This is a genomic window from Nocardia sp. NPDC051756, assembly GCF_040681495.1.
Taxonomy (GTDB): domain Bacteria; phylum Actinomycetota; class Actinomycetes; order Mycobacteriales; family Mycobacteriaceae; genus Nocardia.
In genome coordinates, this window is record NZ_JBFAYV010000001.1 from 43,561 (window position 1) to 69,327 (window position 25,767).

General features: G+C 66.7%; 27 protein-coding genes. 8 read left to right on the forward strand and 19 right to left on the reverse strand.

The window, feature by feature from the left end; genetic code table 11:
• Nucleotides 1-210 precede the first annotated feature (210 nt).
• The 6 genes from AB0M22_RS00200 to AB0M22_RS00225 all read right to left on the reverse strand — a co-directional run bounded on the left by AB0M22_RS00200 (nucleotide 211) and on the right by AB0M22_RS00225 (nucleotide 7,639).
• A complete protein-coding gene (locus AB0M22_RS00200) occupies nucleotides 211-1,686 on the reverse strand; it encodes a PepSY-associated TM helix domain-containing protein (RefSeq protein WP_364719019.1) in 1,476 nt (491 codons plus the stop codon).
• A 229-nt stretch (nucleotides 1,687-1,915) separates the two neighbouring features.
• Nucleotides 1,916-2,479: a hypothetical protein gene (locus AB0M22_RS00205; RefSeq protein ID WP_364719021.1), complete on the reverse strand. Its 564-nt coding sequence runs from the start codon at nucleotides 2,477-2,479 to the stop codon at nucleotides 1,916-1,918.
• A 76-nt stretch (nucleotides 2,480-2,555) separates the two neighbouring features.
• Entirely contained in the window at nucleotides 2,556-4,214 is a 1,659-nt protein-coding gene (locus AB0M22_RS00210; protein WP_364719024.1) for an acyl-CoA synthetase, read from the reverse strand.
• Between the two features lie 172 nt (nucleotides 4,215-4,386).
• Complete coding sequence (locus AB0M22_RS00215; protein ID WP_364719027.1) at nucleotides 4,387-6,012, reverse strand: acyl-CoA synthetase; 1,626 nt, start codon at nucleotides 6,010-6,012, stop codon at nucleotides 4,387-4,389.
• Nucleotides 6,013-6,396: 384 nt separating this feature from the next.
• Complete coding sequence (locus AB0M22_RS00220; protein ID WP_364719030.1) at nucleotides 6,397-6,900, reverse strand: winged helix-turn-helix domain-containing protein; 504 nt, start codon at nucleotides 6,898-6,900, stop codon at nucleotides 6,397-6,399.
• Nucleotides 6,901-7,006: 106 nt separating this feature from the next.
• Nucleotides 7,007-7,639 (reverse strand): hypothetical protein, encoded by a 633-nt coding sequence (locus AB0M22_RS00225; RefSeq protein ID WP_364719032.1) that lies wholly within the window; start codon nucleotides 7,637-7,639, stop codon nucleotides 7,007-7,009.
• 638 nt (nucleotides 7,640-8,277) lie between these two features.
• Here AB0M22_RS00225 and AB0M22_RS00230 point away from each other — a divergent pair.
• The 3 genes from AB0M22_RS00230 to AB0M22_RS00240 are packed head-to-tail and all read left to right on the forward strand — an operon-like array spanning nucleotide 8,278 to nucleotide 9,662.
• Nucleotides 8,278-8,454, forward strand: coding sequence for a CopG family transcriptional regulator (locus AB0M22_RS00230; protein WP_364719036.1), 177 nt, complete (start codon nucleotides 8,278-8,280; stop codon nucleotides 8,452-8,454).
• Nucleotides 8,454-8,792 (forward strand): VOC family protein, encoded by a 339-nt coding sequence (locus AB0M22_RS00235; RefSeq protein WP_364719038.1) that lies wholly within the window; start codon nucleotides 8,454-8,456, stop codon nucleotides 8,790-8,792. The genes AB0M22_RS00230 and AB0M22_RS00235 overlap by 1 nt, the downstream gene beginning before the upstream one ends.
• Nucleotides 8,793-8,810: 18 nt before the next feature.
• Nucleotides 8,811-9,662, forward strand: a complete 852-nt coding sequence (locus tag AB0M22_RS00240; protein ID WP_364719041.1) for a class I SAM-dependent methyltransferase — start codon at nucleotides 8,811-8,813, stop codon at nucleotides 9,660-9,662.
• 13 nt (nucleotides 9,663-9,675) lie between these two features.
• Here the strand turns inward: AB0M22_RS00240 and AB0M22_RS00245 are convergent, their stop codons facing one another.
• Nucleotides 9,676-10,017: a DUF5713 family protein gene (locus AB0M22_RS00245; protein ID WP_364719044.1), complete on the reverse strand. Its 342-nt coding sequence runs from the start codon at nucleotides 10,015-10,017 to the stop codon at nucleotides 9,676-9,678.
• Nucleotides 10,018-10,092: 75 nt separating this feature from the next.
• Nucleotides 10,093-10,599 carry a MarR family transcriptional regulator gene (locus tag AB0M22_RS00250; RefSeq protein ID WP_364719047.1) on the reverse strand — a complete coding sequence of 169 codons (507 nt, stop codon included), beginning with the start codon at nucleotides 10,597-10,599 and terminating at the stop codon, nucleotides 10,093-10,095.
• Between the two features lie 99 nt (nucleotides 10,600-10,698).
• Between AB0M22_RS00250 and AB0M22_RS00255 the strand changes: the two genes are divergently transcribed.
• Nucleotides 10,699-12,330 carry an MFS transporter gene (locus AB0M22_RS00255; protein WP_364719050.1) on the forward strand — a complete coding sequence of 544 codons (1,632 nt, stop codon included), beginning with the start codon at nucleotides 10,699-10,701 and terminating at the stop codon, nucleotides 12,328-12,330.
• Nucleotides 12,331-12,399: 69 nt separating this feature from the next.
• On the opposite strand, the gene AB0M22_RS00260 is transcribed toward AB0M22_RS00255, so the two are convergent.
• Both AB0M22_RS00260 and AB0M22_RS00265 read right to left on the reverse strand, forming a co-directional pair.
• Complete coding sequence (locus AB0M22_RS00260) at nucleotides 12,400-13,629, reverse strand: acyl-CoA dehydrogenase family protein (protein ID WP_364719052.1); 1,230 nt, start codon at nucleotides 13,627-13,629, stop codon at nucleotides 12,400-12,402.
• 33 nt (nucleotides 13,630-13,662) lie between these two features.
• The gene (locus tag AB0M22_RS00265; RefSeq protein WP_364719054.1) at nucleotides 13,663-15,054 is read right to left on the reverse strand and encodes an acyl-CoA dehydrogenase family protein; all 1,392 of its coding nucleotides are present in this window, start codon (nucleotides 15,052-15,054) and stop codon (nucleotides 13,663-13,665) included.
• A 133-nt stretch (nucleotides 15,055-15,187) separates the two neighbouring features.
• On the opposite strand from AB0M22_RS00265, the gene AB0M22_RS00270 reads away from it, so the two are divergent.
• A complete protein-coding gene (locus AB0M22_RS00270) occupies nucleotides 15,188-16,717 on the forward strand; it encodes a glycosyltransferase family 39 protein (protein WP_364719056.1) in 1,530 nt (509 codons plus the stop codon).
• A 20-nt stretch (nucleotides 16,718-16,737) separates the two neighbouring features.
• On the opposite strand, the gene AB0M22_RS00275 is transcribed toward AB0M22_RS00270, so the two are convergent.
• Nucleotides 16,738-17,499, reverse strand: a complete 762-nt coding sequence (locus tag AB0M22_RS00275) for an alpha/beta hydrolase (protein WP_364719058.1) — start codon at nucleotides 17,497-17,499, stop codon at nucleotides 16,738-16,740.
• A gap of 59 nt (nucleotides 17,500-17,558) precedes the next feature.
• On the opposite strand from AB0M22_RS00275, the gene AB0M22_RS00280 reads away from it, so the two are divergent.
• Complete coding sequence (locus tag AB0M22_RS00280; protein WP_364719060.1) at nucleotides 17,559-17,915, forward strand: MerR family transcriptional regulator; 357 nt, start codon at nucleotides 17,559-17,561, stop codon at nucleotides 17,913-17,915.
• A 132-nt stretch (nucleotides 17,916-18,047) separates the two neighbouring features.
• Here AB0M22_RS00280 and ftsX read toward each other — a convergent pair whose 3' ends face one another.
• The 6 genes from ftsX to AB0M22_RS00310 all read right to left on the reverse strand — a co-directional run bounded on the left by ftsX (nucleotide 18,048) and on the right by AB0M22_RS00310 (nucleotide 22,908).
• Nucleotides 18,048-18,953, reverse strand: coding sequence for a permease-like cell division protein FtsX (gene ftsX / locus AB0M22_RS00285; protein WP_364719062.1), 906 nt, complete (start codon nucleotides 18,951-18,953; stop codon nucleotides 18,048-18,050).
• Entirely contained in the window at nucleotides 18,953-19,642 is a 690-nt protein-coding gene (ftsE, locus tag AB0M22_RS00290) for a cell division ATP-binding protein FtsE (protein ID WP_150402602.1), read from the reverse strand. Before ftsE ends, ftsX begins: the two co-directional genes overlap by 1 nt.
• 73 nt (nucleotides 19,643-19,715) lie before the next feature.
• The gene (locus tag AB0M22_RS00295) at nucleotides 19,716-19,940 is read right to left on the reverse strand and encodes a hypothetical protein (protein WP_364719065.1); all 225 of its coding nucleotides are present in this window, start codon (nucleotides 19,938-19,940) and stop codon (nucleotides 19,716-19,718) included.
• Nucleotides 19,927-20,772 (reverse strand): mechanosensitive ion channel family protein, encoded by an 846-nt coding sequence (locus AB0M22_RS00300; protein ID WP_364719067.1) that lies wholly within the window; start codon nucleotides 20,770-20,772, stop codon nucleotides 19,927-19,929. The genes AB0M22_RS00295 and AB0M22_RS00300 overlap by 14 nt, the downstream gene beginning before the upstream one ends.
• Before the next feature lie 100 nt (nucleotides 20,773-20,872).
• The gene (gene prfB, locus AB0M22_RS00305; protein ID WP_150402605.1) at nucleotides 20,873-21,988 is read right to left on the reverse strand and encodes a peptide chain release factor 2; all 1,116 of its coding nucleotides are present in this window, start codon (nucleotides 21,986-21,988) and stop codon (nucleotides 20,873-20,875) included.
• A gap of 71 nt (nucleotides 21,989-22,059) precedes the next feature.
• Nucleotides 22,060-22,908 carry a helix-turn-helix transcriptional regulator gene (locus tag AB0M22_RS00310; RefSeq protein ID WP_364719071.1) on the reverse strand — a complete coding sequence of 283 codons (849 nt, stop codon included), beginning with the start codon at nucleotides 22,906-22,908 and terminating at the stop codon, nucleotides 22,060-22,062.
• Nucleotides 22,909-23,048: 140 nt separating this feature from the next.
• Between AB0M22_RS00310 and AB0M22_RS00315 the strand changes: the two genes are divergently transcribed.
• Both AB0M22_RS00315 and hisN read left to right on the forward strand, forming a co-directional pair.
• Complete coding sequence (locus AB0M22_RS00315; RefSeq protein ID WP_364719074.1) at nucleotides 23,049-23,639, forward strand: NAD(P)H-dependent oxidoreductase; 591 nt, start codon at nucleotides 23,049-23,051, stop codon at nucleotides 23,637-23,639.
• A gap of 111 nt (nucleotides 23,640-23,750) precedes the next feature.
• A complete protein-coding gene (gene hisN, locus AB0M22_RS00320) occupies nucleotides 23,751-24,536 on the forward strand; it encodes a histidinol-phosphatase (protein WP_364719076.1) in 786 nt (261 codons plus the stop codon).
• A gap of 22 nt (nucleotides 24,537-24,558) precedes the next feature.
• On the opposite strand, the gene AB0M22_RS00325 is transcribed toward hisN, so the two are convergent.
• Nucleotides 24,559-25,182, reverse strand: a complete 624-nt coding sequence (locus tag AB0M22_RS00325) for a histidine phosphatase family protein (RefSeq protein ID WP_364719079.1) — start codon at nucleotides 25,180-25,182, stop codon at nucleotides 24,559-24,561.
• The gene (locus tag AB0M22_RS00330) at nucleotides 25,182-25,700 is read right to left on the reverse strand and encodes a GNAT family N-acetyltransferase (RefSeq protein WP_364719081.1); all 519 of its coding nucleotides are present in this window, start codon (nucleotides 25,698-25,700) and stop codon (nucleotides 25,182-25,184) included. Before AB0M22_RS00330 ends, AB0M22_RS00325 begins: the two co-directional genes overlap by 1 nt.
• Between the last annotated feature and the right edge of the window lie 67 nt (nucleotides 25,701-25,767).

Here is a 25,767-nt window from a genome sequence, read left to right on the forward strand (position 1 = left end):
TCACCAACTGAACCAGGAACCACCATCCGAAATGGAGGTAGATGCCATGCGCCGACACCTGACACTCCGCTCGCCGAACCCGCACCCCGAGTTCCGCGATCGCGCAAGCACACTCGGGGTGCGCGAGGTTCCGCTCCGGTCGAGACGGCCTGGCTGCCGCTGCACGCAGCCGTCACCAGACCGCCTCATCCGGAGCGGAACCGCCACCGATTACGCGGTGCGCAGCCTCGCGCTGAGACCGATCAACACGTCGACGGCGAGGAATGCGAGCAGGCTCAACCCGACCAGCGGGACGAACCAGCCGACCACCAGCGCAGCGGCCAGCACCGGCACCGCCAGCCACGGCGAGGTCCGGCGCAGCGCACCCCGCTTCGGCACCCGGCCCAGCGCGGGCCGTCCGGTCCGGCGGGTCGGCCGCCTGCGCCACCACATCAGATAGCCGCGCACCAGCACCGTGATCAGCCCGATCATGACGGCGAGCAACAGCAACTGGTTGAGCAGACCGAACAGCAGACCCATGTGGAATTGGATTCCCCAGTTGGTGAGTTTGGCCATCAGCGGCCAGTCGGCGTAGGCCAGCCGGTCGGTGACCGCACCGGTGGTGCCGTCGACCGCGACCGCGTCGACCGTGTAGGTGCCGGGCATCCGGCGCTCCTTCACCGTGACCGCCTGATTCAGTTCGGCCGGGATGGTGATCTCGGCGCCCTGGGTCACCCCGGTGGCCCTGGCGGCCGCGAATACCCGGTCGATCTGGGCGATTCGGATGCTCGGGTCCGCCGACGTGGCGGGTGCCATCTCGTGACCGGCATGCTCGCCGCCCGAAACATGTTCGGGCGCGGCAATTCCCGGCAGCGCCGAGGTGACCGACGGTGTGGTCCAGCTCAATTGCTGACGCAGCTCGGTAATATTCGCGCCCGCGTAGGTCGACCAGGTCATGCCGGTCGCGGACAGCAGCAGGATGATCGGCAGCACCCACATGCCGACGGAGCCGTGCCAGTTCACCGTGCGACCGCGGCCGTTCTGCGAGCGATCCGGGGCGAACAGCCAGCCCGCGGAGTTGCGGTTACGCCGGGTGCGCACGCGGCGGATCCAGACGATCAGGCCGGCCAGCGCGATCACCCACAGCCAGGACGCGGCCAGCTCGCTGTAGAGGCGGCCGGGTTCGCCCAGGTGCAGGTCGCGATGCAGGCGATCGATCCAGGTGCGCAGCGGAAGCGCGCCGGAGCTGCCGTAGACGACGGAGTCGCCGACCGGCTGGGCCGTGTACGGGTTGACGAAGACCGCGCGGCGTTCGGATTCGCCCAGCGACGGGTCGTTGAACAGAACGCGGGTGGTGTCCTCGGCGCCCGCAGCGGGGGCGACGGCGGCCAATGCCAGCTTCGGCTGGGTGGCGACCGCGGCGCTGACCTGCTCGGACAAGGGTTTCGGTGCGTCACCTGCCGCGACCGTCAGCAGATCGCGCGAGACGATCGATTCGAGGGTGGGGGAGATGGCGTAGAGAGCGCCGGTGACGGCGGCGATCAGAATGAACGGGGCGACGAATATGCCCGCGTAGAAATGCAGGCGCATGGCCAACGCGTACAACCCGTTTCGTGCTGTCGGTTTGGTGCGGGTCGGCTGCGGCGTCGGTTCCGGTGCCGACGGCGGTAATTCGGCGTCGGGGGTGATGATTTCTGTTGTGCTCACGGTCATTTCGTTTCTGCGGCTCGGGAGGGCGTGGTTCCCGAATAAGCGGTCGGGATCTGTGCTTCGGGCGCGGCGCGCGGCAGCGGCATCGATGGGTCGGCAACACAGGTCGAGGGATTGCGTACGGCGACAACGAGGTCGACGAGACGGCGAGGTCGACGCGTCGGCTACGCCGGTGGCGCAATGCGCACACCGGAACACGCGCTATTTGTTCAGCGCTGAAGCGAAGTCAGTTGGCGACGGCGAATGGCGGACCGCGCGTCCGCAATGATTCCGCGGCGAAAACACGCAGAATTACGCGGTCGCGGTAAGCGGTCCGCAGCGAGGCCGGATCGGTGAGAACAGGCACGGGCCGGTGCGCCCGCAATACCCGGAAGAGCACCGCGGTGCCGGTCCGATAAGCGGCTTCGGTTCCGCGGATGACAATGGCGGCGACCACGGCCGCGAGGATGTGCGCGCTGAGCATCGCCGGCGTCAGTTGCGCATCGCCGTGATGCATATGCCCGGAACTGAATCCCATGGTCAGATGCCCGAGCAGCTGCCCGGCGACGAGCGCGGTGATCAGTCCGACGGACGTGTCCCGCAACGGCGCGAGCCCGGCCACCAGCGCGCCGACCACCGAGGCGGCGGCCACCAGCAGCGCGAGCGTCGTGCTGTCCAGCGACATCCCCCCGGACGCCCAGCCGTGTGCGGCAACGGAAATGGCCCCCGAGATCGCCCCGGCCGAACCGCCGCGCACCCGCGCGACAGCGCCGCGGTGCCCCGCGACCGACCGGCCGAACTCGATACTCACGCGCTGATAGTAGCCGACCAATTGCGCGCAATTTCCCCAGTGAAGAACGTCCGGAGAACGGCAGAAATCACAGCCGTCAGCTTGCTTCGATGTCCATCTCGATCAACGGCTTGCGCAGCAGCTTGCCGGTGGCGTTGCGCGGGAGTTCGTCGAGGAAGATCACCTCGCGCGGCACCTTGTAGCGGGCCAGGTTCGCCTTGACGTAGTCCTTGATCTCCTGCGGGTCGCGCCGGGAATCCGGGCCGGGCACCACGAACGCGCGCAGCCGCTTGCCGAATTCGCGATCGTCGACGCCGACCACGGCGGCCTCGAAGATGTCCTCGCGGCCGGCGATCAGGTTCTCCACCTCGAGCGGGAAGACGTTCTCGCCGCCGGAGACGATCATGTCGTCGTCGCGGCCGTCGATGAACAGCAGACCGTCGGCGTCGAAGTGCCCGACGTCGCCGCTGTTCATCATGCCGTCCACGATCTCCTTGGTGCGGCCGTCGGTGTAGCCGCTGAAGGCGAAGCCGTTGTCCACGAAGATCGTCCCGGTGACCCCGGGGCGGGTGATCGCCTTGCGGTTCTCGTCGAGCAGCACGATCCGGATCCCGACCGGGGCCTTGCCCGCGGTGGTCGGCGCCTTGCGCAGGTCCGCGGGGGTGGCGACGGTCATGACCGCGCACTCGGTGGAGCCGTACAGGTTGTAGAGGCTGTCGCCGAAGTAGTCGAGGGTGCGGGTGACCACGTCGGGCGCGATGGCCGAGCCAGCCGCGAAGATCACCTTGATGGTGCTCGGGTCGTACTTGGCCAGCACCTCGTCGTCCAGGTCGAGGATGCGCTGGAGCATGGTCGGCACGACCACCAGCGAATCGGCCCGGTACTTCACGATGTTCGCGAGGGTCTTCTCCGGGTCGAAGCGGCGCTGCTGGAAGATGACCCGGTTGCCGAGGGCCACGCCGATGGTGAACTGGGAAAGGCCGGTGCCATGGAAGATCGGCGCCGCCATCACCATGGTGCCGTTGTGCGGCAACGGCACCCGGTCGACGAACTGGGCCGAGGCGAACGGGCTCACCTTGTCCCGCGGCGCGCCCTTGGGCGTTCCGGTGGTGCCGCTGGTCAGGATGATCATGCCGCCGGCCTTCGCCGGGGCGGGCAGCGGAGCGGTGGACTGGCCCGCGGACAGCGACTCGATGGTCGCGGTCGACGGATCGACATTGTCCTTCTCGTCGACCCAGGTGAGCACCCGCGGAATCTCGGCGGGAATGGCGCTCATCAGGTCGATGAACTCGCTGTCGTGCAGCACCGCCTTCACCTTCTCGCGCGCGGCGACGTCGGCGAACTGCGGCTTGGCGAACCCGGTGTTCATCAGCACCGCCCGCACGCCGAGCTTGCCCGCCGCGAGCAGGCTCAGCACCATGCCGCGGTGGTCGCGGGCCAGTACCGCCACCACGTCACCGGGCTTGATGCCGTGTGCCGCGAGGCCACGGGCAAAGGCGTTCGACTGGTCGTTGAGCTCGCCGAAGGTCAGCTCGCCACGCTCGTCGACGATGGCGCCCGCCTGGGGCCTGGTCTGGGCGGCGTGCATGGCGACACCCGCGAACGGGCCGAACTTGACCACGTTGAACGCCGAACGCGCGGCGTGGTCGAGACGGAGCGGATTGAACAGCCGCCGCTTGACCATGACGTTCACGCCGAGGGCGAGATCGCCGGCCTTACGGGCAGTGCCACTCAACGCGGGGAAGGAGACAACCATTCGACAACAACCTTCCGGCGGTCCCACCCGATGCGAGCCTGTGGGTGGTGCGGACCGCAGCTTCGGGATCCAGTGCTATCGCTAACAATAGCAACCATCTGTAACCCGGTGTGTCACGTATCTCAACAGCAGCTACCAATGGGTAACCAGCTGGGGTTGCCTCCCTCGCCGATCAGGCCGGAACGTCGTATTCCACCAGCACCCGGCGCAGCAACTTGCCGGTCGGGTTGCGCGGCAGATCGTCGAGGAAGACCACCTCACGCGGCACCTTGTAGCGGGCCAGGTTGTTCTTGACGTAGGCCTTGATCTCGTCGCCGTCCGGCGAATGCCCCGGCTCGGGCACCACGAACGCGCGCAACCGCTTGCCGAACTCGGCGTCGTCCACCCCGACGACCGCAGCGTCGAAGATGTCCGGGCGTTCCAGCAGCAGGTTCTCCACCTCCTGCGGGAAGACGTTCTCGCCGCCGGAGACGATCATGTCGTCGTCGCGGCCGTCGACCATCAGCAGGCCGTGCTCGTCGAAATGGCCGACGTCGCCGCTGGACATGTAGCCGTCGATGATCTGCTTGTGCCTGCCGTCGGTGTAGCCCTCGAACGGCGTGCCGCTGCGGATGAAGATGCGCGCGGTCGTGTTGATCGCGGTGACCTGCTTGTCGTTGTCGTCGTAGAGCCGCACCTCGCAGGTGATCGGCGCGCGCCCGACGGTGCCGGGGGCCAGCGCGAGCTCCTCCGGGTTGGCGATCGAGGCGACCGAGCACTCGGTGGAGCCGTACAGGTTGTACAGCACCGGGCCGAACACCCGGGTGGCCTTGATGGTGAGCTCCGGCGACAGGGCCGAACCCGCGAGCAGGATGACCTTCAGCGACGAGGTGTCGTACTTGGCCCGGATCTCCGGATCCAGCTCGGTCATCCGGTGCAGCATGGTCGGCACCGCGACCAGCAGCTCCGCCTTGTGATCTGCGACCAGCTTCAGCGTGTCCTCGGCGTCGAATCGCCTGCGCACCACCACTTTATTGCTCATGGCCATGCCGACCAGCCAGGAACCGAACCCGGTGCTGTGGAAGATCGGCGACACGATCACCTGAGCGCCCTTGAACGGGAACGGAACTCGGTCGAGGAACTGCGCGGTGGCCAGCGGCGACACCTTGACCCTGGTCGCGCCCTTCGGCAGGCCGGTGGTGCCGCTGGTGAGGATGATGAAGCCGCCCGGCTTGCTCGGCTTCGGCAGCTCGTCGGTCGGGTTGGCTGCCGCCAGATCGTCGAGAGTCGTTGCGCCCGCAGGCAATTCGGTGCCCTCGTCGACCCAGGTGAGGAAGCGCGGGAGGTCGGCGGGCAGCGCGTCGAGCAGGCCGAGGAACTCGCTGTCGTGCAGCATCGCCTTGACCTTCTCGCGCTCGCAGACCTCGGCGAACTGCGGCTTGGCGAAGCCGGTGTTCATCAGCGCGACCCGCACGCCGAGCTTGCTCGCGGCGACCATGGACAGGATCAGGCCGCGGTGATCGCGGGCCAGCACGCCCACGACGGTGCCCTCGGTGATCCCCGCCGCCTGCAAACCCCGGGCGATCGCGGTCGACTGCTTGTCGATCTCGGCGTAGGTCAGCTCGCCGCGCTCGTCGGCCAGGCCGGGGGAGTCGGGCGCGATCCGCGCGTTGTGCCGGATCAGGGTGGCCTGCGGGCCGAATATCTGTGACTCCTTCAGTGTCCGAAGGGTTTCCAGTGGTCTGCGCGGATCCGAAACCCCGCGAGCCCTGAGCACCCCGAGCGCCTTGAGGTTCTCCAGCGCGTGCGCCACCTTCATGTCGAACACCTCCACCAAGTTCGCGTCGGTACTCGACCTAGCGATATCGAACGGCGTAACTGAGGTCACCACCGTAGCAGCGGGGTGTCGGTCATCACATCACAGTGCTCGTCTCGAGGCCCTGTTGTGCCGTGAACAGCGGTGCACGCAGGTCTCGGCGTTTCACCCCGGCCGCACCGGCAGCTATTTGACAGCGCCGCGCGAGCGGCGTTCGATACCGGTAGGGGGTAGTCGAACAGAGAATGGAGCTGAATCAACGATGATCATCACGCTTGTTCGATCGACTTCGGTACCGGCGGACTGCGGGTGCGGCCCGTCCTGCCAATGTGGCTGCCAGTCCGGCGGCACGTGCGGCTGCGGCAGCGATAGCTGCTGAGCCCGCGGTCAGCGCCGTGCGCTGGCCAATGCGATGAGTAGCGGCACCACCCGGCCCGCGGGCACCTCGAACCGCCCGCGGCCGGCGGTGTGCAGCCAGCCGACCGCCGCGAGCTGGCGTAGATGGTGATAGACCTGCCCGGAGGTGCCGACCCCCTCCAGCCCGACGAGTTCGGCTGCGGTCCGGCGGCCGCCCATGATCTCCCTCAGCAGTCGTAGTCGCACCGGATTGCCTAGTGCGGCAAGGCATTCCGCCGTCTCGGCCCAGTCGTCCTCGATCAGGTCGCCGGTGGTGAAGGTTGCCTGCCAGCCGTAGTGCTCGCCGGCCGGTAGCCGGACCGAACCGGCGAACAGGACGCCGCCGTTCGGCTCGTCGTCCGCGACGAACTCCTCGTGCAGGCGGACCGCCGCCCACCGGTCGTCGGTGTTCGCCGCCACGTTGTCGTGCGCGCGCTCATCGGCCCATTCGTCGAGCCGCCGTTCGAGTTCCGCCACCCGCTCTTCCAGACTCACGCCACCGAAACTACGGAATTACGTAATTCCAGACAAGAGGACGATTCGGGATGGTCCGGAGACAGTTCGGGCCCCACAGCGCATGCTGCGGGGCCCGAAGCGTCGATCAGTTGTAGACGGCGCCGAACGAGGGCACCGAGATCGTGCCGAGCTGGTACTGGTAGCCATCCGGGTTGGCATCGCTCACCGGCACCGACCAGCGGTGCCACAGGCTGCCGTACACCGCGGCCACGATCATGCCGCCGCCGGTGTCGAGCGGCCGGGTGCGGATCGTGGTGTCCACCGGGACATCCTGGTGTTCGTAGAGCACCTCGGTCCCGCTGCGCCCGCTGGACAGGTTGATCCACAGCACTTCCAGCTTCGCGCCACCCTGATTCGGCGCGATCGTGCCCGGACCGCCGAAGAAGCCGAACCGGAATCCGTCGAGGCCCAGTGCGATACCGGAGCCGTACACGCCCGGTCCGTCACCACGCCCGATATCCGACTGCGCCGGAATCTGGAACGGCTGCGCGGGCAACGCCACCTTCCCGGCCTTGATCACCTGTCCGGAGGCCATCAGCCGATCCACCGCCTGCTCGGCCGCCGGATTCCCGGCCGCCGCCGCCCGCAGTTTCTGCGCGGCCCCGGCCCAATCCACGCTCGCCGGTTCCGCACCGGCATTACCCGCAAAAACACTCGCTACCACCGCGGTCGCGGCGAAAACGGTAGCAAGGCGACGCGTCACGCTCAGTCGTTCCATATCCAGTTGCTCCTCGAGGGTCTCTGGTACAGCTCGAAAGAAATTCCGCAGGCCGTTACGTTGCCAGCGATTTCCTGCCCGGTCCACTATCCGCCTGAACGTGTCCCGTTCGGGCTAAGGGGATCTCGGAGCGGTGCGTGTCTTGGGAAGGTCGGCAGTGACGTAACGGCTGACTATTGATCGGCGCGCGAGGGGTCGAAATGTGAAACAGAGGCGTTCGCACTGGTTTGCGAATCGGGCCGAAAGTTGTTGGTGGGCCCAGGTATTGTGATCTCACTTCCTTCCGAGGGGCGATGGACATGGTCCAGACATCGCGCCCAGGAAGGAGGTGGTGGGGGATGGCGAAACATCGCCGGGCAAAGAGCAAGGCCCCGGTCGACTACGGCATCACGCTTGGAGCTGCTGTCGTAATCGCCGGGGCGCTCATCCTGGTCCGCCGAGTTTGGCTGGCTAGATAACCCACCAGGTAGGGCCGCTGTTAGCGCAGCGGTCCTACCGCTCGGCATCACTCTCGTGATGACCCGATCTTATCAAGCCTCCCCGCCTGTGTGCAGTTAGTTCGAGGCGTCCTGCGGCGGTGTCTTGCTCGGCGAAAACGAGTCCTAGCTCTTAGCTTTCTAGGATGCTAGCATTCTAGCGTGGGCGATGAGGAGATCAAGCAGTTCAACGTGTACCTGCCGATCGGGCTGATCAAGCAGGTCAAGCACCACTCCATCGAGTCGGGGCTCTCGCTGTCGGCGCTGGTTGCCGCCGCACTGCGGGCCTACCTCGACGACGCCGACGGGCAACCGAACTCGACAGACAAGGAATCCTGATGACGACCAATGGCATTGAGGCCGTGTTCCTGGAGACGCACAACTGGGGCAAGGCGGCGAAGTTCTTCCAGGCTCTCGGCTACGAACTGGAATTCGAGACCGGCCACAGCTCCGGTCAGCTCCGAAACGGCGACGGCCCTTACGTTTTCATCGCCGAGGTCCCGGAGGCCAAGGAGCCCGGGATGCAACTCGTGCTGAAAGCGACCGATGCGGACAAGCTCGCCGCCGATTCGGCCGTCGAGGTGGTCACGTCGCTGGCGGAAACCCATTACGGGACAAGGGAAATGACCGTCCGCGATCCGGACGGACGGCTCTGGAGCGTACAGGCCGAGAAGTGATCGTAAGGAGCACACCTCATGGCAGATGAGCAGGTACCGGACAACACCGCGGTGCGAGTCGCCCTGTGGCGGGCGATGCATGTCCAGGTCGACCCGCCACCACACGTTCTCGTGGACGAAATCGGCTTGCGACTCGTCGCTCCCAACGATGACTGGCGCAGCCGACCGGACATGGATCCCGTTGGCACCAGCAGGTTTCGGGCATCAATGGTCTCGCGCGCCCGTTTCGTCGAGGACCTGGTTGTCGAGCGGGCAGGTGAAGGCATTGCCCAATATGTCATTCTGGGCGCAGGTTTGGACACCTTCGCCCAGCGCAGACCCGAAATCGCCTCGCGCTTAACAATATTTGAGATAGAGCAGCCCGCCACTCAGGCCTGGAAGCGGCAACGCCTGATCGGACTCGGCTACGGCATTCCCGACTGGTTACGTTTGGTACCAGTCGATTTCGAGGCGAACGAATCCTGGTGGGACCAGCTGATCGCGGCCGGTTTCGATCCCACCCGCCCCGCGGTTGTAGCCTCCACCGGCGTAACCATGTACCTCACCAAGGAAACCAACGCCTCCACCCTGCGCCAACTCGCCCAGCTCACCCCCGGTTCAACGCTGGCGATGACCTTCCTGCTCCCGCCCGACCACTTGGCCGCCGCGGACCGCGCCGGACTCCAAGCGTCCGAAAAAGGCGCCCGCGCGGCCGGAACGCCCTTCATCAGCTTCTACACCCCACAAGAAATGCTGGTCGCAGCCAAGGAAGCCGGTTTCCCTGACGCGCAACATATTTCAGGCGCCGACCTGGCCGATCGCTACTTCGCGAACAGAACCGACGGCCTCCACCCTTCGAGCGGCGAAGACTTCCTGGTCGCCACCACGTAACCGAAGCCGGCCGTTACCACTCGCGAGTAGCGGTCAATTCTTCTCGATCCGCATCCGCGAAGCCGTACGCGTCGGCCACGAAGTAGAACTCCTCGCAGATCACTTCGCGCGCTACGGTCTCGATTTCACTGCCCGCGGCATCGAACTCCGCTTCCAGCGCGTTGAACTCCTCCGTAGCGCGCCGCGTGAGTTCGTACAGTGTGGTCAGATCGGCAGGCGGTGCTACTTCGACCCGCTCACACAGTCGCAGCAGGATCTCGGTGCCCTTGTCCAAGACATGATCCGGAAAATACGAGTCCGCGTACAGCGGCTTCAGGAACGCATGGTCGTTCACCTGCTGATTCGTGATCGACACCGACACTTTTCCTCTCGCCGAACTGACCTTGCGTCACTGTAGCGGAGGCTGTTGCGCTGCGTCGGGGCGGTGACGTCAGTCGTTCTGTGGATTCCGTTGTGGCAGTGGAGTTTCGGCGGGCTGAGCGAGCTGACGGTTCATCGCGGCCGTCAGCTCGGTCAGGAACGTGTCGAATTGCTGTAGCTGCTCGGGGGAGAACTGGGCCATGACGGCGGCGACCTGCTCGCCGAGCGGACGGAAGAACTCGTCGGCGAGTTGTTGTACTTCGGCGCTGCTACGCAGGGTGACGACGCGGCGGTCGCTGTTGTCCCGCGTGCGCAGCACGTAGCCGACCTGTTCCAGCCGGTTCAGCAGCGCGGTGGTCGCGGGCTGGGACAGTGCGATTCGTTCGCTGAGGCGCGCGGGCGACAACGCCGCGCCGCGTTCTTCGGCGGCCAGAATTTCGAGGAGGGCCTCGGCGTCGGTGGAATGCAGGCCCAGCCAGGCCGCGAACCGGCGGCTGAACTCCCGAAAGTTCGCGCCGTAGGCATGCAGTCCTTCGATCACCTGCTCCTGCTGCGCCCGGGCAACCGGGTGGTTCATCTTGCGCTGCCTGCCTTCCTTACGCCGGAGCGAGTCCCCGCGACACCGTTTGACAACCTACTCCGATCGTAGTTACTTTCACCGTGGAATAATTCCATCATGGAAGTAGGAGCAATGGACGAGACGACACCCTCCCGCAGATGGCTCGGCCTGATCGCCATCGCCCTGGGTGTGGCCCTGATCGTGGTCGACACCACGATCGTGAACGTGATCATCCCGTCGATCATCGAGGGCTTGCAGACGGGTTCGACTGAGGCGCAATGGATTCAGGAGTCCTACGCGATCGTGTTCGCGGCGCTGCTGCTGGTGGTCGGGCGGATCGCCGACATCATGGGTGCTCGGCGAGTATTCGTCGCCGGCGTCGTCGTATTCGGCGCGACCAGCATTCTGGCGGGGCTCGCACCCGGCGGCGGGCTGCTCGTCGTCGCCCGATTCCTGCAGGGCGCCGGGGCCGCCATGATCTTGCCGACCTCGCTCGCCCTGCTCAATGCCAACTTCACCGGCAAGGCTCGCGGTCAGGCCTTCGCGATCTGGGGCTCGACCATCGGCGCCGCCGCCGCGCTCGGCCCGCTGCTGGGCGGCTGGCTGGCCGAACAGGTCTCGTGGCGTTGGGCTTTCGGCATCAACGTGCCACTGGCGGTGCTGATCGTGATCGGCGTGCTGACCTGCGTCGCGCCCTCATCCCGGGTGCCCGGACGACTGGATGTGCTCGGATCGCTCCTGTCCGTGCTCGGCTTGGGCCTGCTGGCCTTCGGGTTGGTCGAGGGACGCACCTACGGTTGGCTCACCACCACCCATCCGCTGAATATCGGCGGATTCACCTGGGGCAGTGGGCTTTCGCCGATCCTGGTCGCGCTCGTGCTGAGCGCCGCCGCACTGACCGGGTTCCTCTGGCGGCAGGCGCAGTTGCGCCGGACCGGCAACTCGGACAAGGCACTGATGGATCTGGGCTTGTTCTCGCTGGCCTCGTTCCGCAACGGCAATATCGCCACCCTGATCATCGGCCTCGGCGAGTTCGGCATCGTCGCCGTGCTGCCGCTCTGGTTGCAGTTCACCCTCGGCTACAGTGCCGTGCAATCCGGTCTGGCGCTGGTGCCCATCGCTATCGGCAGCTTCATCGCCAGTGGCGCCAGCTTCGGTATGGCAGGCAAGGCGTCGCCGCTGAACCTGGTCCGGTTGGGCCTGGCCCTCGAAGTCGTCGGCCTGGCCGCGCTCGGTCTGTTCGCCTCGACCGACAGCTCCTGGTGGTCGCTCGCCCTGGTCCTGTGCCTGTACGGGGTGGGCGTCGGTTTCGCGACCGCCCAGGTGACCAATGTCGTGCTCGCCGATATCCCGGAAAGCGACAACGGCCAGGCCTCGGGTATCCAGAGTGCGTTCCGCCAGCTCGGTTCCGCGCTCGGGATCGCCATCCTGACCACGGTCTTCTTCACCACGCTCGGTTCGCGGGTCACCGACCATCTGACCGCGGACGGCCTGTCCTCGGTCCAGGCAGAGCAGTACGCCCACGCCATCACCGACAGCGCGGGCGCGGCGATCGAAGGGTTCGCGGCTCAGCCGCCGACGCAGCCGATCGCCGAGGCCGGACGCACCGCCATGACCGACGGCATCCACCTGGGCGGCTACCTCGCGGCGGGATTCGTCCTGCTGGGTCTGCTCGCCACCGCCCTGATTCCGAAATCTACTGCGCGCGAGGACGAACCGAGCCAGACAGCCCCACCCGCGCACGTCTGACCGCAACGGCAAACAAAAACCGGTGCGAGTCACGAACCAGACTCGCACCGGATTTTGTTGTCTACCAGACTACTTCAGCTCGGCACTGGTCTTGCCGAGCACCCGGCGAGCGACGATGAGCTGCTGGATCTGCTGGGTGCCTTCGAAGATGTCGAGGATCTTCGAATCGCGGCCCCACTTCTCCAGCAGGGTGCGCTGCGAGTAGCCGATGGCGCCGGCGAGTTCGACGGCCTTGAGCGAGACGTCGGTGCCGGTGCGGCCGGCCTTGGCCTTGGACATCGAGGCCTCGAGCGAGTTCGGCTTCTTGTTGTCGGCCATCCACGCGGCGCGCAGCGACAGCAGGTAGGCGGCCTCGTAATCGGCTTCCATGCGCAGGAATTCGGCGGCCGCGGCGTGCTGGTTGTTCGGCGGGGTGTCGTAGGAGATCTCGACACCGGCGTCGGTCAGGATGGCGCGCAGCTCCTCGAGGGCGGCGCGGGCCACGCCGACCGCCATCGCGGCAACCAGCGGACGGGTGTTGTCGAAGGTCTGCATGACCCCGGCAAAACCCTTCTCCACGTTGACCTCCGGGCTGCCGAGGATGTTGTCCTTCGGAATCCGGCAGTCCTGCAACAGGAGTACGGCGGTGTCGGAGGCCTTGATGCCGAGCTTGTGCTCGAGCCGGGCCACCGAGAGACCCGGAGCATCGCGCGGCACGACGAACGACTTGATCGCCGCGCGGCCCAGGCTCTTGTCCACCGACGCCCACACCACGATGTGGGTGGACCGCTGACCGGCGGTGACGAAGATCTTCTCGCCGTTGAGCACCCACTCGTCGCCGTCCAGCACGGCGGTGGTGGTGACGGCGGCGGAGTCGGAACCGAAGGACGGCTCGGTGATCGCCATCGAGGCCCACACCTTGCCGAACCGCTTGAGCTGCTCGTCGGTGGCGACGGCCGCGATGGCCGCGTTGCCCAGACCCTGGTAGGGGATGGACAGCATCAGGCCGACGTCGCCCCAGGACGTCTCCAGGGCGTTCAGCAGCGCGGACATGTTGCCGCCGTTGCTGTTTCCGAGCAGCTCGGTGGCGTGCGCGTCCGACTCGCTGTCGTCCTCGCGACCGCCGGCCGCGCCGCCGATCTTCTGGGTGCCGGAGTCGGCGAGGCCTTCCACCATGGCGGCCATGGTGTCCAGCTCGACCGGGTAGTCGTGCTCGGCGAGGTCGTACTTGCGCGAGATCGGCCGGAAGATCTCGGTCGCGACCTGGTGGGCCTGGTTGGCGCTGGCCCGCAGCTTCTTGGGGAGTTCGAGATTGATCATGGGAGGTCTCCTGGAAGGTAAGGAACGGGCCGGTTAGATGAGCACGACACCTTCGGCGACGCCGATGCTCCGCAGGTCGCGGTACCAGCGCTCGACCGGGTGTTCCTTGGTGAAGCCGTGGCCGCCGAGCAGCTGCACGCCGTCCAGGCCGATCTGCATTCCCTTGTCCGTGGCCAGCTTCCGGGCCAGCGAGGCCTCCCGGGCGAAGGACAGACCCTGTTCCGCGCGCGAGGCGCCGCGCAGGGTGACCAGCCGCAGGCCGTCGAGCTCGATCGCGATGTTGGCGACCATGAAGGCGACCGCCTGCCGGTGCGAGATCGGCTCGCCGAACGCCTCGCGCTCGTTCACGTACGGAATCACGTAGTCCAGCACGGCCTGACCGGTGCCGACCGCGAGCGAGGCCCAGCCGAGGCGGGCCAGCCGGACGGCGTCGGCGTAGTCCTCGGCGCGCTGCTTGGCGTCACCGTCGCCGAGGATGGCCTCGGCGCCGACCGCGACGTTGTCCAGCAGCAACCGGCCGAGACCGGCGGCGCGCAGACCCATGCTCGGGTCGGCCTCCACCACCAGGCCGGGGGTGTCCGACGGCACGATGAAAAGCGAAGGGCGGCCGTCGAGTTCGGCGGCGATGAGGAACAGCTCGGCATCCGCGGCGGCGGGCACCAGGCTCTTCACGCCGGAGATCCGGTAGCCGCTCGGCGAGCGAACGGCCTTGGTCTGCAACACGAACGGGTCGAACAGCGCGCGTGGCTCGCTGATCACCACGGAGGCCTGCGGCACGTTCTCGCCGGTGAAGGCGGGCAGGTAGGTCTTCTGCTGGGCGTCGGTGCCCCACTGCGACAGCGCGACCGCGACACCGCTCGGCGCCAGGATCGGCAGCGCCAGACCCATGTCGCCGTGCGCAAGCGCCTCGGCCACAAGGGAATTGGTGACCGCGCCGCGCTCGGATGCCGCGCCCTCGAGCTCCTCGGGGACGTTGATCAGAGTGATGCCGAGTTGGGCGGCGCGCTCGAGCAGGTCGCGCGGGGCCTTCGCGGCGGCATCGGCGTCGTAGGCGGCCGGGCGCAGGATCTCGGCGGAGAATTCGCGCACCGTCTCGACGATCATCTGCTGCTCGTCGCTCGGGGTGAGGTCGAAGAAGTCCTTCGTCTTCGCCTCGTTCGGCGCGAGCCGCTTCGGCTGACCGTTACCGGTGACCTTGGCGAAGACCCGGGTGGCGGCGCCGAGCGTGCGGAAACCGGTCTTGGTGCCTTCGTAGGTGACTCGCTCGATCGGCTTGCGCAGGTTGTACTTCTCGGCGAGCTCCGACCCGGTAATGGTCGTCATCACCCGCATGGCCGCGCCCATCCAGTCCCGCTTGGGGTGGCTGAGGCCGACTGCGGACGTGTCTGGACTTCGCTTCGTTGCGCTGTCTCGAGTGCTCATCATCACCTGTTTTCTCGGGTGGGTGGGGTGAGGTCTTGGCCCCGGCTATCTTACTCCTGAGTAAGACTATCTTACTCCAGAGTAAGAACCGCGTCGAGGTGCAGCATACGCGGTGTATCTGTGCCAGGCTGGACGGGTGCCCATTGTCGCGGTGCTCTTTGCCGTTGTCTTGATCGCCAGTGCGCCCCGCTATGGGTATCACCGCGACGAGTTGTACTTTCTGGCGGCCGGTCGCCACCTCTCGTGGGGGTACCCGGATCAGCCCCCACTAACGCCGCTCATTGCCAAGGCAATGGCGGCGATCGATCCCGATTCGTTATTCGTGCTGCGGCTGCCCGCGGTGCTCGCGGCCACGCTGGTGGTGGTGTGTGCCGGGCTGATGGCGCGGGAGTTCGGGGGCGGGCGGGGAGCGCAGGCGTTGGCGGCCGCCACGGTGGCGAGTGCGGCGTTTGTCATGGGGGTCGGGCACCTGCTGAGCACTGCGGTGTTCGATCTGGCCGCGTGGTCGGTGGTATCGCTGGTGGTGTTGAAGCTGATCCGGGCGATTGGTGTGTCAGCCGAGGCCGATCCGCCGGGGGAGTCGGAAGGTCGGGTCGCCGGTCCGGAGGGCGTCCAAGCTGGATACCGAAACTTGTTGTGGCTCAGCGGTCCACGTTGGTGGCTGGTGATCGGCCTGGTGATCGGCGTCGGGTTGCAGAACAAGCTGTTGCTGATTTTCCCGGTGCTCGCCTTGCTGGTGTCGCTGGTGGTATTCGGTCCGCGAAAACTGTTCGCCACGAAGTTCTTTCCACTGGCGATCGGCATCGCGGTGCTGCTTTGGCTGCCGTATCTGGTGTGGCAGTCGAGCAACGGGTGGCCGCAGTGGGAGATGAGTCGCGCGATCGCGGGCGGTTCCTCCGGCACCTCGGATTCACCGATCATGTTCGTGCTCTTGCAGTTCGGGCTGATCGGGCCGCTGCTGGTGCCGCTCTGGGTGTTCGGATTGTGGCGGCTCGCTCGGGAAAAGCGTTATCGCGCTTTCGCGGCCGCTTACGGCCTGCTCTTCGTACTGTTTCTGGCGACCGGTGGGAAGGCGTACTACCTGGGCGGGATGTATCCGATCCTGCTCGCGGCCGGAGCGGTTCCGTTCGCGGCTTGGCTGGGTCAGCAACGAAAACGTTGGGCGGCAGTGAGTTTCGTGGTCGCGGCGAACGTGATCTCCTCGGCGATACTGTTCCTGCCGGTCCTGCCCCTGTCGGCGCTGAAGGACTCGCCGGTCCTCGGGATCAACTACGACGCGGGCGAAACGATCGGCTGGCCCGAGTTCACCCGCCAGGTCGGGGAGGTGCGCGCCCGGCTCGGCACCGACGTCGCCATCCTCACCGACAACTACGGCGAGGCCGGTGCCATCGAACGTTTCGGCGGACCCTACAACCTGCCGAAACCGCACTCCGGCCACAACTCCTACTGGTGGTGGGGCCCGCCGAGCGACACCGCCACCGAGGTGCTGACGGTCGGTCTGGATCGCGACTACCTGGCGCGCTTCTTCACCGACATCGAACCCGCCGGCCACATCGACAACACCCGCGACATCGACAACGACGAACAAGGCGCACCCCTGTTCATCTGCAAGAACCTCCGTGCCCCCTGGTCCGAGCTATGGCCGGAGGCCAAGCACTTGGGCTGATCCGCTCGTTCAGCGCGACATCAGAGCTGGTGACGGTTCAGGAAGTCTTCGACCGTTTTACGCCACTGATCGGGCTGTTCGGCCATGAGGACGTGCCCGGCCGCGATCTCGGTGTACTCCGCGCCGGGAATGTTCTCGGCGAGGAAGCGGGAGTTCGCCGGGTCGACCAGCAGATCCTCGGTCGCGCCGACCACCAGCGTCGGCACGGTGACGCCACCCAAATCGCCTGTGGTGTCGACGGTTTCGACCAGGCGGGCTTGCTGGAGCGTGCCGCCCGGGATGGTCGTCGCACCGATCCGCACGAACTCGTCGACCTGTTCGGCGGGCAGCCCGTTGAGGAATGAGGCGCTGAAGGCCAGCGACAGCGCCAGGCGAGAGAACATCGCGGTGTCACCGCGGTCGAGCAGGTCCTGCCAGATCTGCACCGCGAGGCGAGCCCGGTTGTCCGCCTTGGCGAAGCCCGCGGCGAGGATCAGCCCGCGCACCCGGTCCGGATGTCGCGTCGCCGCGCGCACGGCGACCGCGCTGCCGAGGGAATAGCCCACGAGGGCGAACGTCTCGACACCGGCGTCGACCGCGGCCGCGGCCAACGCATCGGCGAGACCGTCGAGGGTGAGCTGAATATCGCTGTCCGGATAGTCGGAGGCGACCACGGTGTGCGTCGTGGCGAGGGCCGGGATCAACGCGCCGAAGTTGGTGTCGATGGTGCCGCTCGCCCCGTGGGCGAGGACCAATCCGGGTCCGGCACCGGTCACCGTGGTCCGCAGGGGAATTGCTGTCATGCCAGCCAAGTTAGGAATTCACATGAGTGTGAAGGCAAGGCGAGGGTGAGGCAGGTCATATGTTGATCGGAGAACTGGCGCGCCGCACCTCGGTCAGCACCCGCCTGCTCAGGTACTACGAGGAGCAGGGCCTACTGCAACCGCAACGCGATTCGCTCGGTTACCGCTCGTATCCCGCCAACGCACCGGAACGGGTGGGCCGCATCCGGGACATGCTGGCCGCGGGACTGTCGACCGAGGATATTCGCAGCTTGCTGCCCTGTGCGATCGACCACGTCGACAAGGGGATTCAGGCCTGCGACAAGTCGGTGAACGTGGTCGAGAGCCGGCAGAGCGACCTGGACAACAAGATCGCCGCGCTCGAACAGCAGCGGGCATTGCTCGCCGTGCAGCGCGCATCGATGCGGGAGGCATGACCGGTCTCACCGGACATTCTTCGACGCCACCGCGCCGGAATCCCGCTCCACGGCGCGAAACTGTCCGTACAGGCCGGCAACCAGAGCGAGCCGGCCCAGAACTCCGGACCGGCTCGCGCTAGTGCTCCGACGCTATTCGCGCACGTAGTACCGCAACGTCCCATACGCGGTCAACGCGGCGAACACGATGCCGACCGGCGCGATCACCAACGCGACCATCGCGATGTCGTCCCCGGTGATCCGCGGAAAGACCTTGCTGGCGAACAGATCCCCGAGCGCCCGATCGATCACCAACGGCCGCGCGAGCATCAACCCGACCACCGCGACCAACGACCCGGCCAACGCGGCGACCACCGCCTCCAACAGGAACGGCAACTGCGTATACCACCGTGTCGCACCCACCAACCGCATGATCCCGACCTCGGTCCGGCGGGTGAACGCGGCGATCTGCACCATGTTCGCGATCAACAGCAACGCCGCCAACGCCTGCAACACGGCCAGGCCGAACGCCGCATTACGCAACCCGTCGAACAGGCTGACCAACCGGTCCACGATGTCCTTGTCGTTGCGCACCATGCCGACGCCGGGCCGCTGATAGAACTTCTCGTAGATCTGCGGATACAGCTCCGCGTTCTTCATCTTCACCCGCAGCGACGCGGGCAACGGCGTCTCGCTGACGTACTTGGCCAGCTCCGGCTGGTCCTTGAACGTCTTCTCCTTGGCCTCGCGCACGGCGTCGTTGCGGCTGAGGTACTGGACCGATTCGACATCCCTGGTCGCCTTCAGGTCCGCCATCAACGCCTTGCACGGATCGAGGGAACAGTCCGGGTCGTTCGCCGAGACGTCCTCGGTGAGGTAGAGCCGCACCTCGAGCCGATCCAGGAAGTACTGCTCGGTCTTGTCCGCGATCCGCACCGCGAGCAGACCGCCGCCGAGCATGGTGAGCGAGACCGCGACGGTCAGGATCATCGCGATGGTCATGGTGACATTGCGCCGCAGGCCGGCGAAGACCTCGCTGAACAGAAAACTCGCGCGCATCAGCGATCCACCCCGTAGACACCGGTCGCCTCGTCGCGCACCAGGCGGCCGCGATCGAGTTCGATCACTCGCCGGCGCATCGCGTCGACGATGTGGTTGTCGTGCGTGGCCATCAGCACCGTGGTGCCGATCCGGTTGATCCGCTCCAGCAGCATCATGATGTCGCCGCTGGTATCCGGGTCGAGGTTGCCGGTCGGTTCGTCGGCCAGCAGCACCAGCGGCCGGTTCACGAAGGCGCGGGCGATCGCCACGCGCTGCTGCTCACCGCCGGAGAGCTCGGACGGTAGTCGATCGGACTTGCCGCCGAGGCCGACCATGTCGAGCACCTCGGGCACGGTGCGATCGATGAACTGGCGTCGCTTGCCGATCACCTCCAGCGCGAACGCGACGTTGTCGTGCACCGACTTCTGCTGCAGCAACCGGAAATCCTGGAACACACACCCCATCCGCTGGCGCAGCTTCGGTACCTTGCGGCCGGGCAGTTTGTCCACCCGGAAGTCCGCGACCTGGATCTGCCCCGCGGTGGGGCTCTCCTCTTTCAGCAGCAGTCGCATGAAGGTGGACTTGCCCGAGCCGGACGGTCCGATGATGAAGACGAACTCGCCCTTGTCGACATCGACGGTGATGTTGTCCAGCGCGGGTCGCGTCGAGGTCTTATACGACTTGGTGACGTTCCGCATGGTGATCACGGGGAGCCAGTGTAACCAGCAACCCGGGGTCCGCCGTGTTGCCGATCATCGACGCCGGGCGAGTCCACCGAGCTCAGCGTGGCGCTACCGCCGGATTCACCGCTGCGGGAACGGTGTTCAGGCTCGGTTCGGAGCCCGGCGTATACGGTTGATCCGGCTTGACGAACAGGTAGAGCACGAACGTGGCGACCCAGGTGGCGATCAGGATCGCGGTGGATCGGCGTGGTCGTGATTCCTTCAGGAGCGCGGTGGGTCGCACCGATTCCTTCAGGAGCGAGATGGTTCTACGTGGTCTCACTGATTCCCTCCCGGCGCAATGCCGCGGCTACTCGCACCCGCAGTTCGCGTCCGACTTCGAATTGTTTGCCCGGCAAGGTGCGGGCAACCATCCGGATGTTCATCTGGTCAACGGTCAGATCCTCGACGCCCATCACGGTGGGCTCGTCGAGTAGCAGTGGTTTGAGTCGAGGATCTTCGTACGCCCTTGTACCGACCTCGTGCAGGATCTCGTTGACCCTGGTGATGTCCGCGCTGGCGGACACCGGAACGTCGATCGCCGCGCGTGCCCAATCCTTCGACAGATTCGTCACTTTCACGATCTGGCCGTTGGGCACGATGATCACTTCACCGTCGGAATTGCGCAGTGTGGTGATCCGCAACGTGACGTCCTCGACGGTACCCTCCGCCATCTCCGAGGCTCCAGTCACCGCGATGCGAACTACGTCACCGAAGCCGTACTGCCGTTCGGTGATGAGGAAGAACCCGGCCAGGATGTCCTGCACGATGCGCTGCGCGCCGAAGCCGAGCGCGGCGCCGAGCACCGCGGCCGGCGCGACCAGGCCGGTGACCGCGAAGCCGAGGCGACGCAGCACCTCCATGCCGATCAGCACGTAGACGATGGTCAGCACCACCCAGGTGACCACCTGCGCCAGCGCATGCCGGTGCTTGGCCGCCTCGGTGCGCACCAGCGCGTCGCCGCCGCGGAATTCGGCGTCGATCTTGCGGGTGATCCGATCCCGGAGGAACGTGGCGAACCGGCTGAACAGCATCGCGCCGAGGATCAACAGGACGATCTCGAGCCCGTTGGAACGTAGCCAGTTCGTGGTTTCCGAGGTCGTTGCGAGTGACATGGTCAACACCTCGACTGAACTCCCAACTGGACGCACGCCAGACAGATTACCGCCGTACGTCCTACCATTCCGCGCGAGCGGGCTGCGCTAACCGCAACCTTTAGTTCGGCTGTTCCCGCATGCGCCAGCGAATACCCGACTCGATGAAGCCGTCGATGTCACCGTCGAGTACCGCCGACGGGTTGTTCACCTCGTAGTTCGTCCGCAGGTCCTTGACCATCTGGTACGGGTGCAGCACGTAGGAGCGCATCTGGTTGCCCCAGGACGCGCCCTCGTTGGTCTTGAGCGCGTCCATCTCGGCGCGCTCTTCCTGCCGCTTGCGTTCGAGCAACTTGGCCTGTAGCACGCGCATCGCCGAAATCTTGTTCTGCAGCTGCGATTTCTCGTTCTGGCAGGTGACGACGATGCCGGTCGGGATATGCGTCAGGCGCACCGCCGAGTCGGTGGTGTTGACGCTCTGGCCGCCGGGGCCCGACGAGCGATACACATCGACGCGGATATCGCCCTCGGGAATCTCGATGTGGTCGGTGGTCTCGACCACCGGCAACACCTCGACCTCGGCGAACGAGGTCTGGCGGCGGCCCTGGTTGTCGAACGGGCTGATCCGCACCAGGCGGTGCGTGCCCATCTCCACCGACAGCGTGCCGTAGGCGTAGGGCGATTTCACCGCGAAGGTGGCGCTCTTGATGCCGGCCTCTTCGGCGTAGGAGGTGTCGTAGACCTCGACGGAGTACTTGTGCCGGTCGGCCCAGCGGATGTACATGCGCATCAGCATCTCGGCCCAGTCGGCCGCGTCCACGCCACCGGCGCCGGAGCGGATGTTGACCAGCGCGTCGCGCTTGTCGTATTCGCCGGACAGCAGGGTGCGGACCTCGAGCGCCTCGACATCGCCGTGCAGTGCGGCACGTTCGGCGTCGGCGTCGGCGAGCGCGGCCTCCTGCGACTCGCCCTCTTCGCCCTCGGCCAGTTCGTACAGCACCGGCAGATCGTCGAGACGCTGGCGCAATTCCTCCACGCGGCGCAGTTCGCCCTGCGCGTGCGAGAGCTCGCTGGTCACCTGTTGCGCGTGGTCCTGGTCGTTCCACAGATCGGGATCTGCGGCTTGGTGCTCGAGCTCGTCGATGCGTCGGCGCAGCTCCTCGATGTCGAGGACCGATTCGACCGTCTTGAGGGTGGCGTCGAGTTCGGCGAGATCAGCGGAAACGTCAGGATGCACGATGGTCAAGCCTACTGGTATGGCGAAGGTGGGATGGCGGCAGTGCGGCTCGAATGAGGGTCAGTAGAGCTTCAGACCGCGCGGAGGGCGCCGGGGCGGAGGCCGGCGAGCGTGTCCAAGGCCGTTGCGGTGGCCTCGTCGGCGGGGAGGTGCACGATCAGGCGCTGGTCGTCGTCGGCGGAGAGGTCGAGGATTTCGTAGGCCAGGCGCAGCGGGCCCGCGTCGGGGTGGGCGAGGCGGGTGACGCCGGTAGCGGCGGGGAGGCTGGGGACGGTTTCGACGCGGTCGGTGAATTCCGGGCCGACGGTGACGGTGAGTTCGTCGGCGAGTGCCGCGATGTGCGGGTCCTTGCGGAACGGGCCGTGTTTGAGGGTGGCGACCGTGTGATCGGCGAGGTGATCCCAGTCCGGGTAGGCGGTACGGGCGCGCGGATCGGTGAAGGCGAAGCGGGCCAGGTTCGGGGGAGTGGTCTCGAAGAGGCCGAACGGTGCCATCAGGTGGTGGTAGGCGTCGGTGTGGGCGAGGACCTCGGTGAGCCGGTTCACCACCACCGCGGGCGCGGGTTCGAGTCGATCGAGGATGGCGCGGACCGCGGGGCGCACGTCGCGCGGAGGCTGGGCGCCGCCCATGCAGTTGAAGCCGGCGTCGGCGGATTTGGTCAGCCGGTGCAGGTGGACGCGTTCGCTCGCCGTGAGGCGCAAGGCGTCGGCAAGCGCGGAGAGCACCGGCGGCGACGGCCGGCGATCGCGGCCTTGCTCGAGCCGGGTGATGTATTCGACGCTTACGCCGGCCAGGGTGGCGAGTTCCGAACGGCGCAGGCCGGGGGTGCGGCGGCGTGGGCCGGTGGCCAGGCCGACCTGGGCCGGGCTGACCGCCTCGCGCCGGGTGCGCAGGAACAGGCCCAGCTCGTTGTCGCTCACCCGTCGAACGTAACAAGAGTCGGCGGCCGGAGGGTGTCCCTGCCACTACCACTCTCACGGCGGTCTTCCTGGTCTGCGCGCCGGCCAGCAGATTGGGAACCGCGGCCGAGTCCGGTCGCCGAATCTGTGGGAGGAACTCGATGTCGGCATTGAAACTCGCGGTGATCATCGGCAGCGTCCGGGAGGGACGCTTCGGACCGGTGGTGGCCGAATGGTTCACCGAGCACGCCAGGGGACACGGGGCGTTCGAGGTGGACGTCATCGATCTGGCGGAGGCGCAGCTGCCGCTGGCGTTGCCTGCCGTTTCACCGGCGCTGGACCCGAATCCGGAGCGGCCGGCGGGGATGCTCGATCTCACCGAGCGGCTCGCGGCGGCGGACGCGTTCGTGATCGTCACGCCCGATTACAACCGCAGCATTCCGGCCGCGTTGAAGGCCGCGATCGATTGGCATTTCGTTCAGTGGGACGCCAAGGCCATCGGTTTCGTCGGGTACAGCGGGGCGAGCGGTGGGTTGCTGGCCATCGAGCATCTGCGGCAGATCTTCAACGAGCTGAACGCGCACACGGTGCGGAACTATGTTTCGTTTCCGCGCTACTACCTGCTCTTCGATGAGGAAGGGCGGCTGCGGGAACCGGATGAGCCTGCCGCGGCGGCGTTGGCGATGCTCGATCAGTTGCAGTGGTGGGCTGATGCTTTGGTCGCGGCGCGGACGGTGTCCGCGGTGGCGTGATTTCGTGTCCGGCTTCCGCCCTGTTCAAGGGCTCGTGGGCGGAAGGTCGGTGGGTCGCGCGGAGTCGTGCCGCGCGGATCGGGCGGCCGGGTGACCGGATAGGGTGCGGGCGTGGCTGTGGACTCTTCTGACCTCGAACTCGCGCTGCGATTGGCCGATGCGGCCGACGGCATCACCCGGGCCCGGTTCGGGGCGCTCGATCTGAAGGTGGATGCGAAGCCGGACCTGACACCGGTGTCGGATGCCGATCTCGCGGTGGAGAAGGCGATCCGGCAGGTGCTTTCCGAGCAGCGGCCGGCCGATTCGGTGCTCGGCGAGGAATTCGGCGGGGATGCCGAGTTCACCGGGCGGCAGTGGGTGATCGATCCGATCGACGGGACGAAGAACTTCGTTCGCGGCGTGCCGATCTGGGCCACGTTGATCGCGCTGCTGGAAGACGGTGTGCCGGTGGTCGGTGTGGTGAGCGCGCCCGCGCTGTCTCGCCGCTGGTGGGCCGCGGCGGGGTCGGGTGCCTGGGCGAGCTTCGATGCCGAAGCGCCGAAGCCGATTTCGGTGTCCGCGGTCGGTGAGCTCAGCTCGGCGAGCCTGGGATTCTCCAGTCTGTCCGGGTGGCGGGATCGTGGTCTGCGGGAGCAGTTCCTCACGCTGACCGACGACGTGTGGCGGGTGCGCGGGTACGGCGACTTCTTCACCTATTGCCTGCTCGCGGAGGGTGCGCTCGATATCGCCACCGAACCCGAAGTGTCCCTGTGGGATCTGGCCGCGCTCGACATTCTGGTGCGCGAGGCGGGCGGGCGGTTCACCTCGCTCGCCGGGCAGGCGGGGCCGCACGGTGGTGACGCGGTTGCCACCAACGGGCTGCTGCACGACGAGACGTTGAGTCGTTTGCAGTCCTGATCCGCGTCCGGGTACCCGCCGCTCAGATGTGGAGTTCCGGCGGGAATCCGGTCCAGCGCAGGTCCGGGGGCAGGTGGCCGGTGTCGTTGAAGAACAGCACCGAGTCGGGTCTGCCCGGCGCGTAACGGATCACGGTGAGTGCGGCATTGGCCGGACTGAATCCCATCCAGCGCCACTTCGGCGCGTCCAGCGCGGCCCGCACCAGCCAGCCGATGAGGAAGGCGTGCGTGACGACCAGCTCGTGCCTGGGGGTATCGCCCTCGACCGGGCCGGTGAACTGTTCGACGGCCGCCTGAGCCAGCCGCGGTCCGTGGTCGCGCTGCTCGGCGGGGAACTGAGCGAGGAAGCCCAGCAGGGCATCCGCGGATTCCGCGGGTAGCTCGTCCTTTCGTGGCAGGTAGGGCAGGTAGTCGCCGGCGGACTCCGCGGCGCGCAACGGCACGCCGTCCAAGCGTTCGACGATCAGCTGCGCCGTCTCGGTCACCCTGGGCAGCGGACCGTGGTGGACCTGCGTGAGCGGGCTGTGCCGCAGCCGCTCACCGAGCAGCCAGGCCTGGCTGCGACCTCGTTCGCTCAGCGTGCGCTCGTCCGGTGTCGCCTCGCCGTGCCGGGCGAGATAGAGGTACCTGGTGGCCATCGCGGTCATCAGGCCAGCATCTTCTCCATCAGTACGACGTTCGTCGTGCCGTGTGAATGGAACCGGGGTGGGAGCGGCGCCTCGCGCAGCTCGGTGAAACCCTGTGCGGTGTAGTACTTCCGGAGCACCGCGTTGTTGGCGGCGAAGTCGAGACGTTGCCGGGTGATGCCGTTGGCCAGGGTTTGCTCGGCGCAGAACCGGATGATCCGGTCGCCGAGTCCGTGCCCTCGCCATTCCGGGGCGACCATCAGCCCGTGGATGTAGCCCGCCTCGGCATCGTCTTCTCCCCAGAATTCCGGGTCACGCCAGAGCAGCCGCACCACGGCGATCAGCGTGCCGGCCTCGTCGCGCCAGACGAACCACTCGCCGCGCGCTACTTCCTCGGCGACCGCCGCGGCGGGGTACTCGCCGGGCACCCACTGCACGATGCCGTGGTCGACCATCCACTGGGCGAGCCGGTCACGCAGCTTGGCGATGTCCTCGGCATCGTCCAGCGTGGCCGCGATCATGGGAGCCGAATCCGGCATGCTTGGTTCCTTTCCACACAGATCCCGTCCGAGGCCGCGCTCGCGATGTGGACGGGACTCTTCGTTT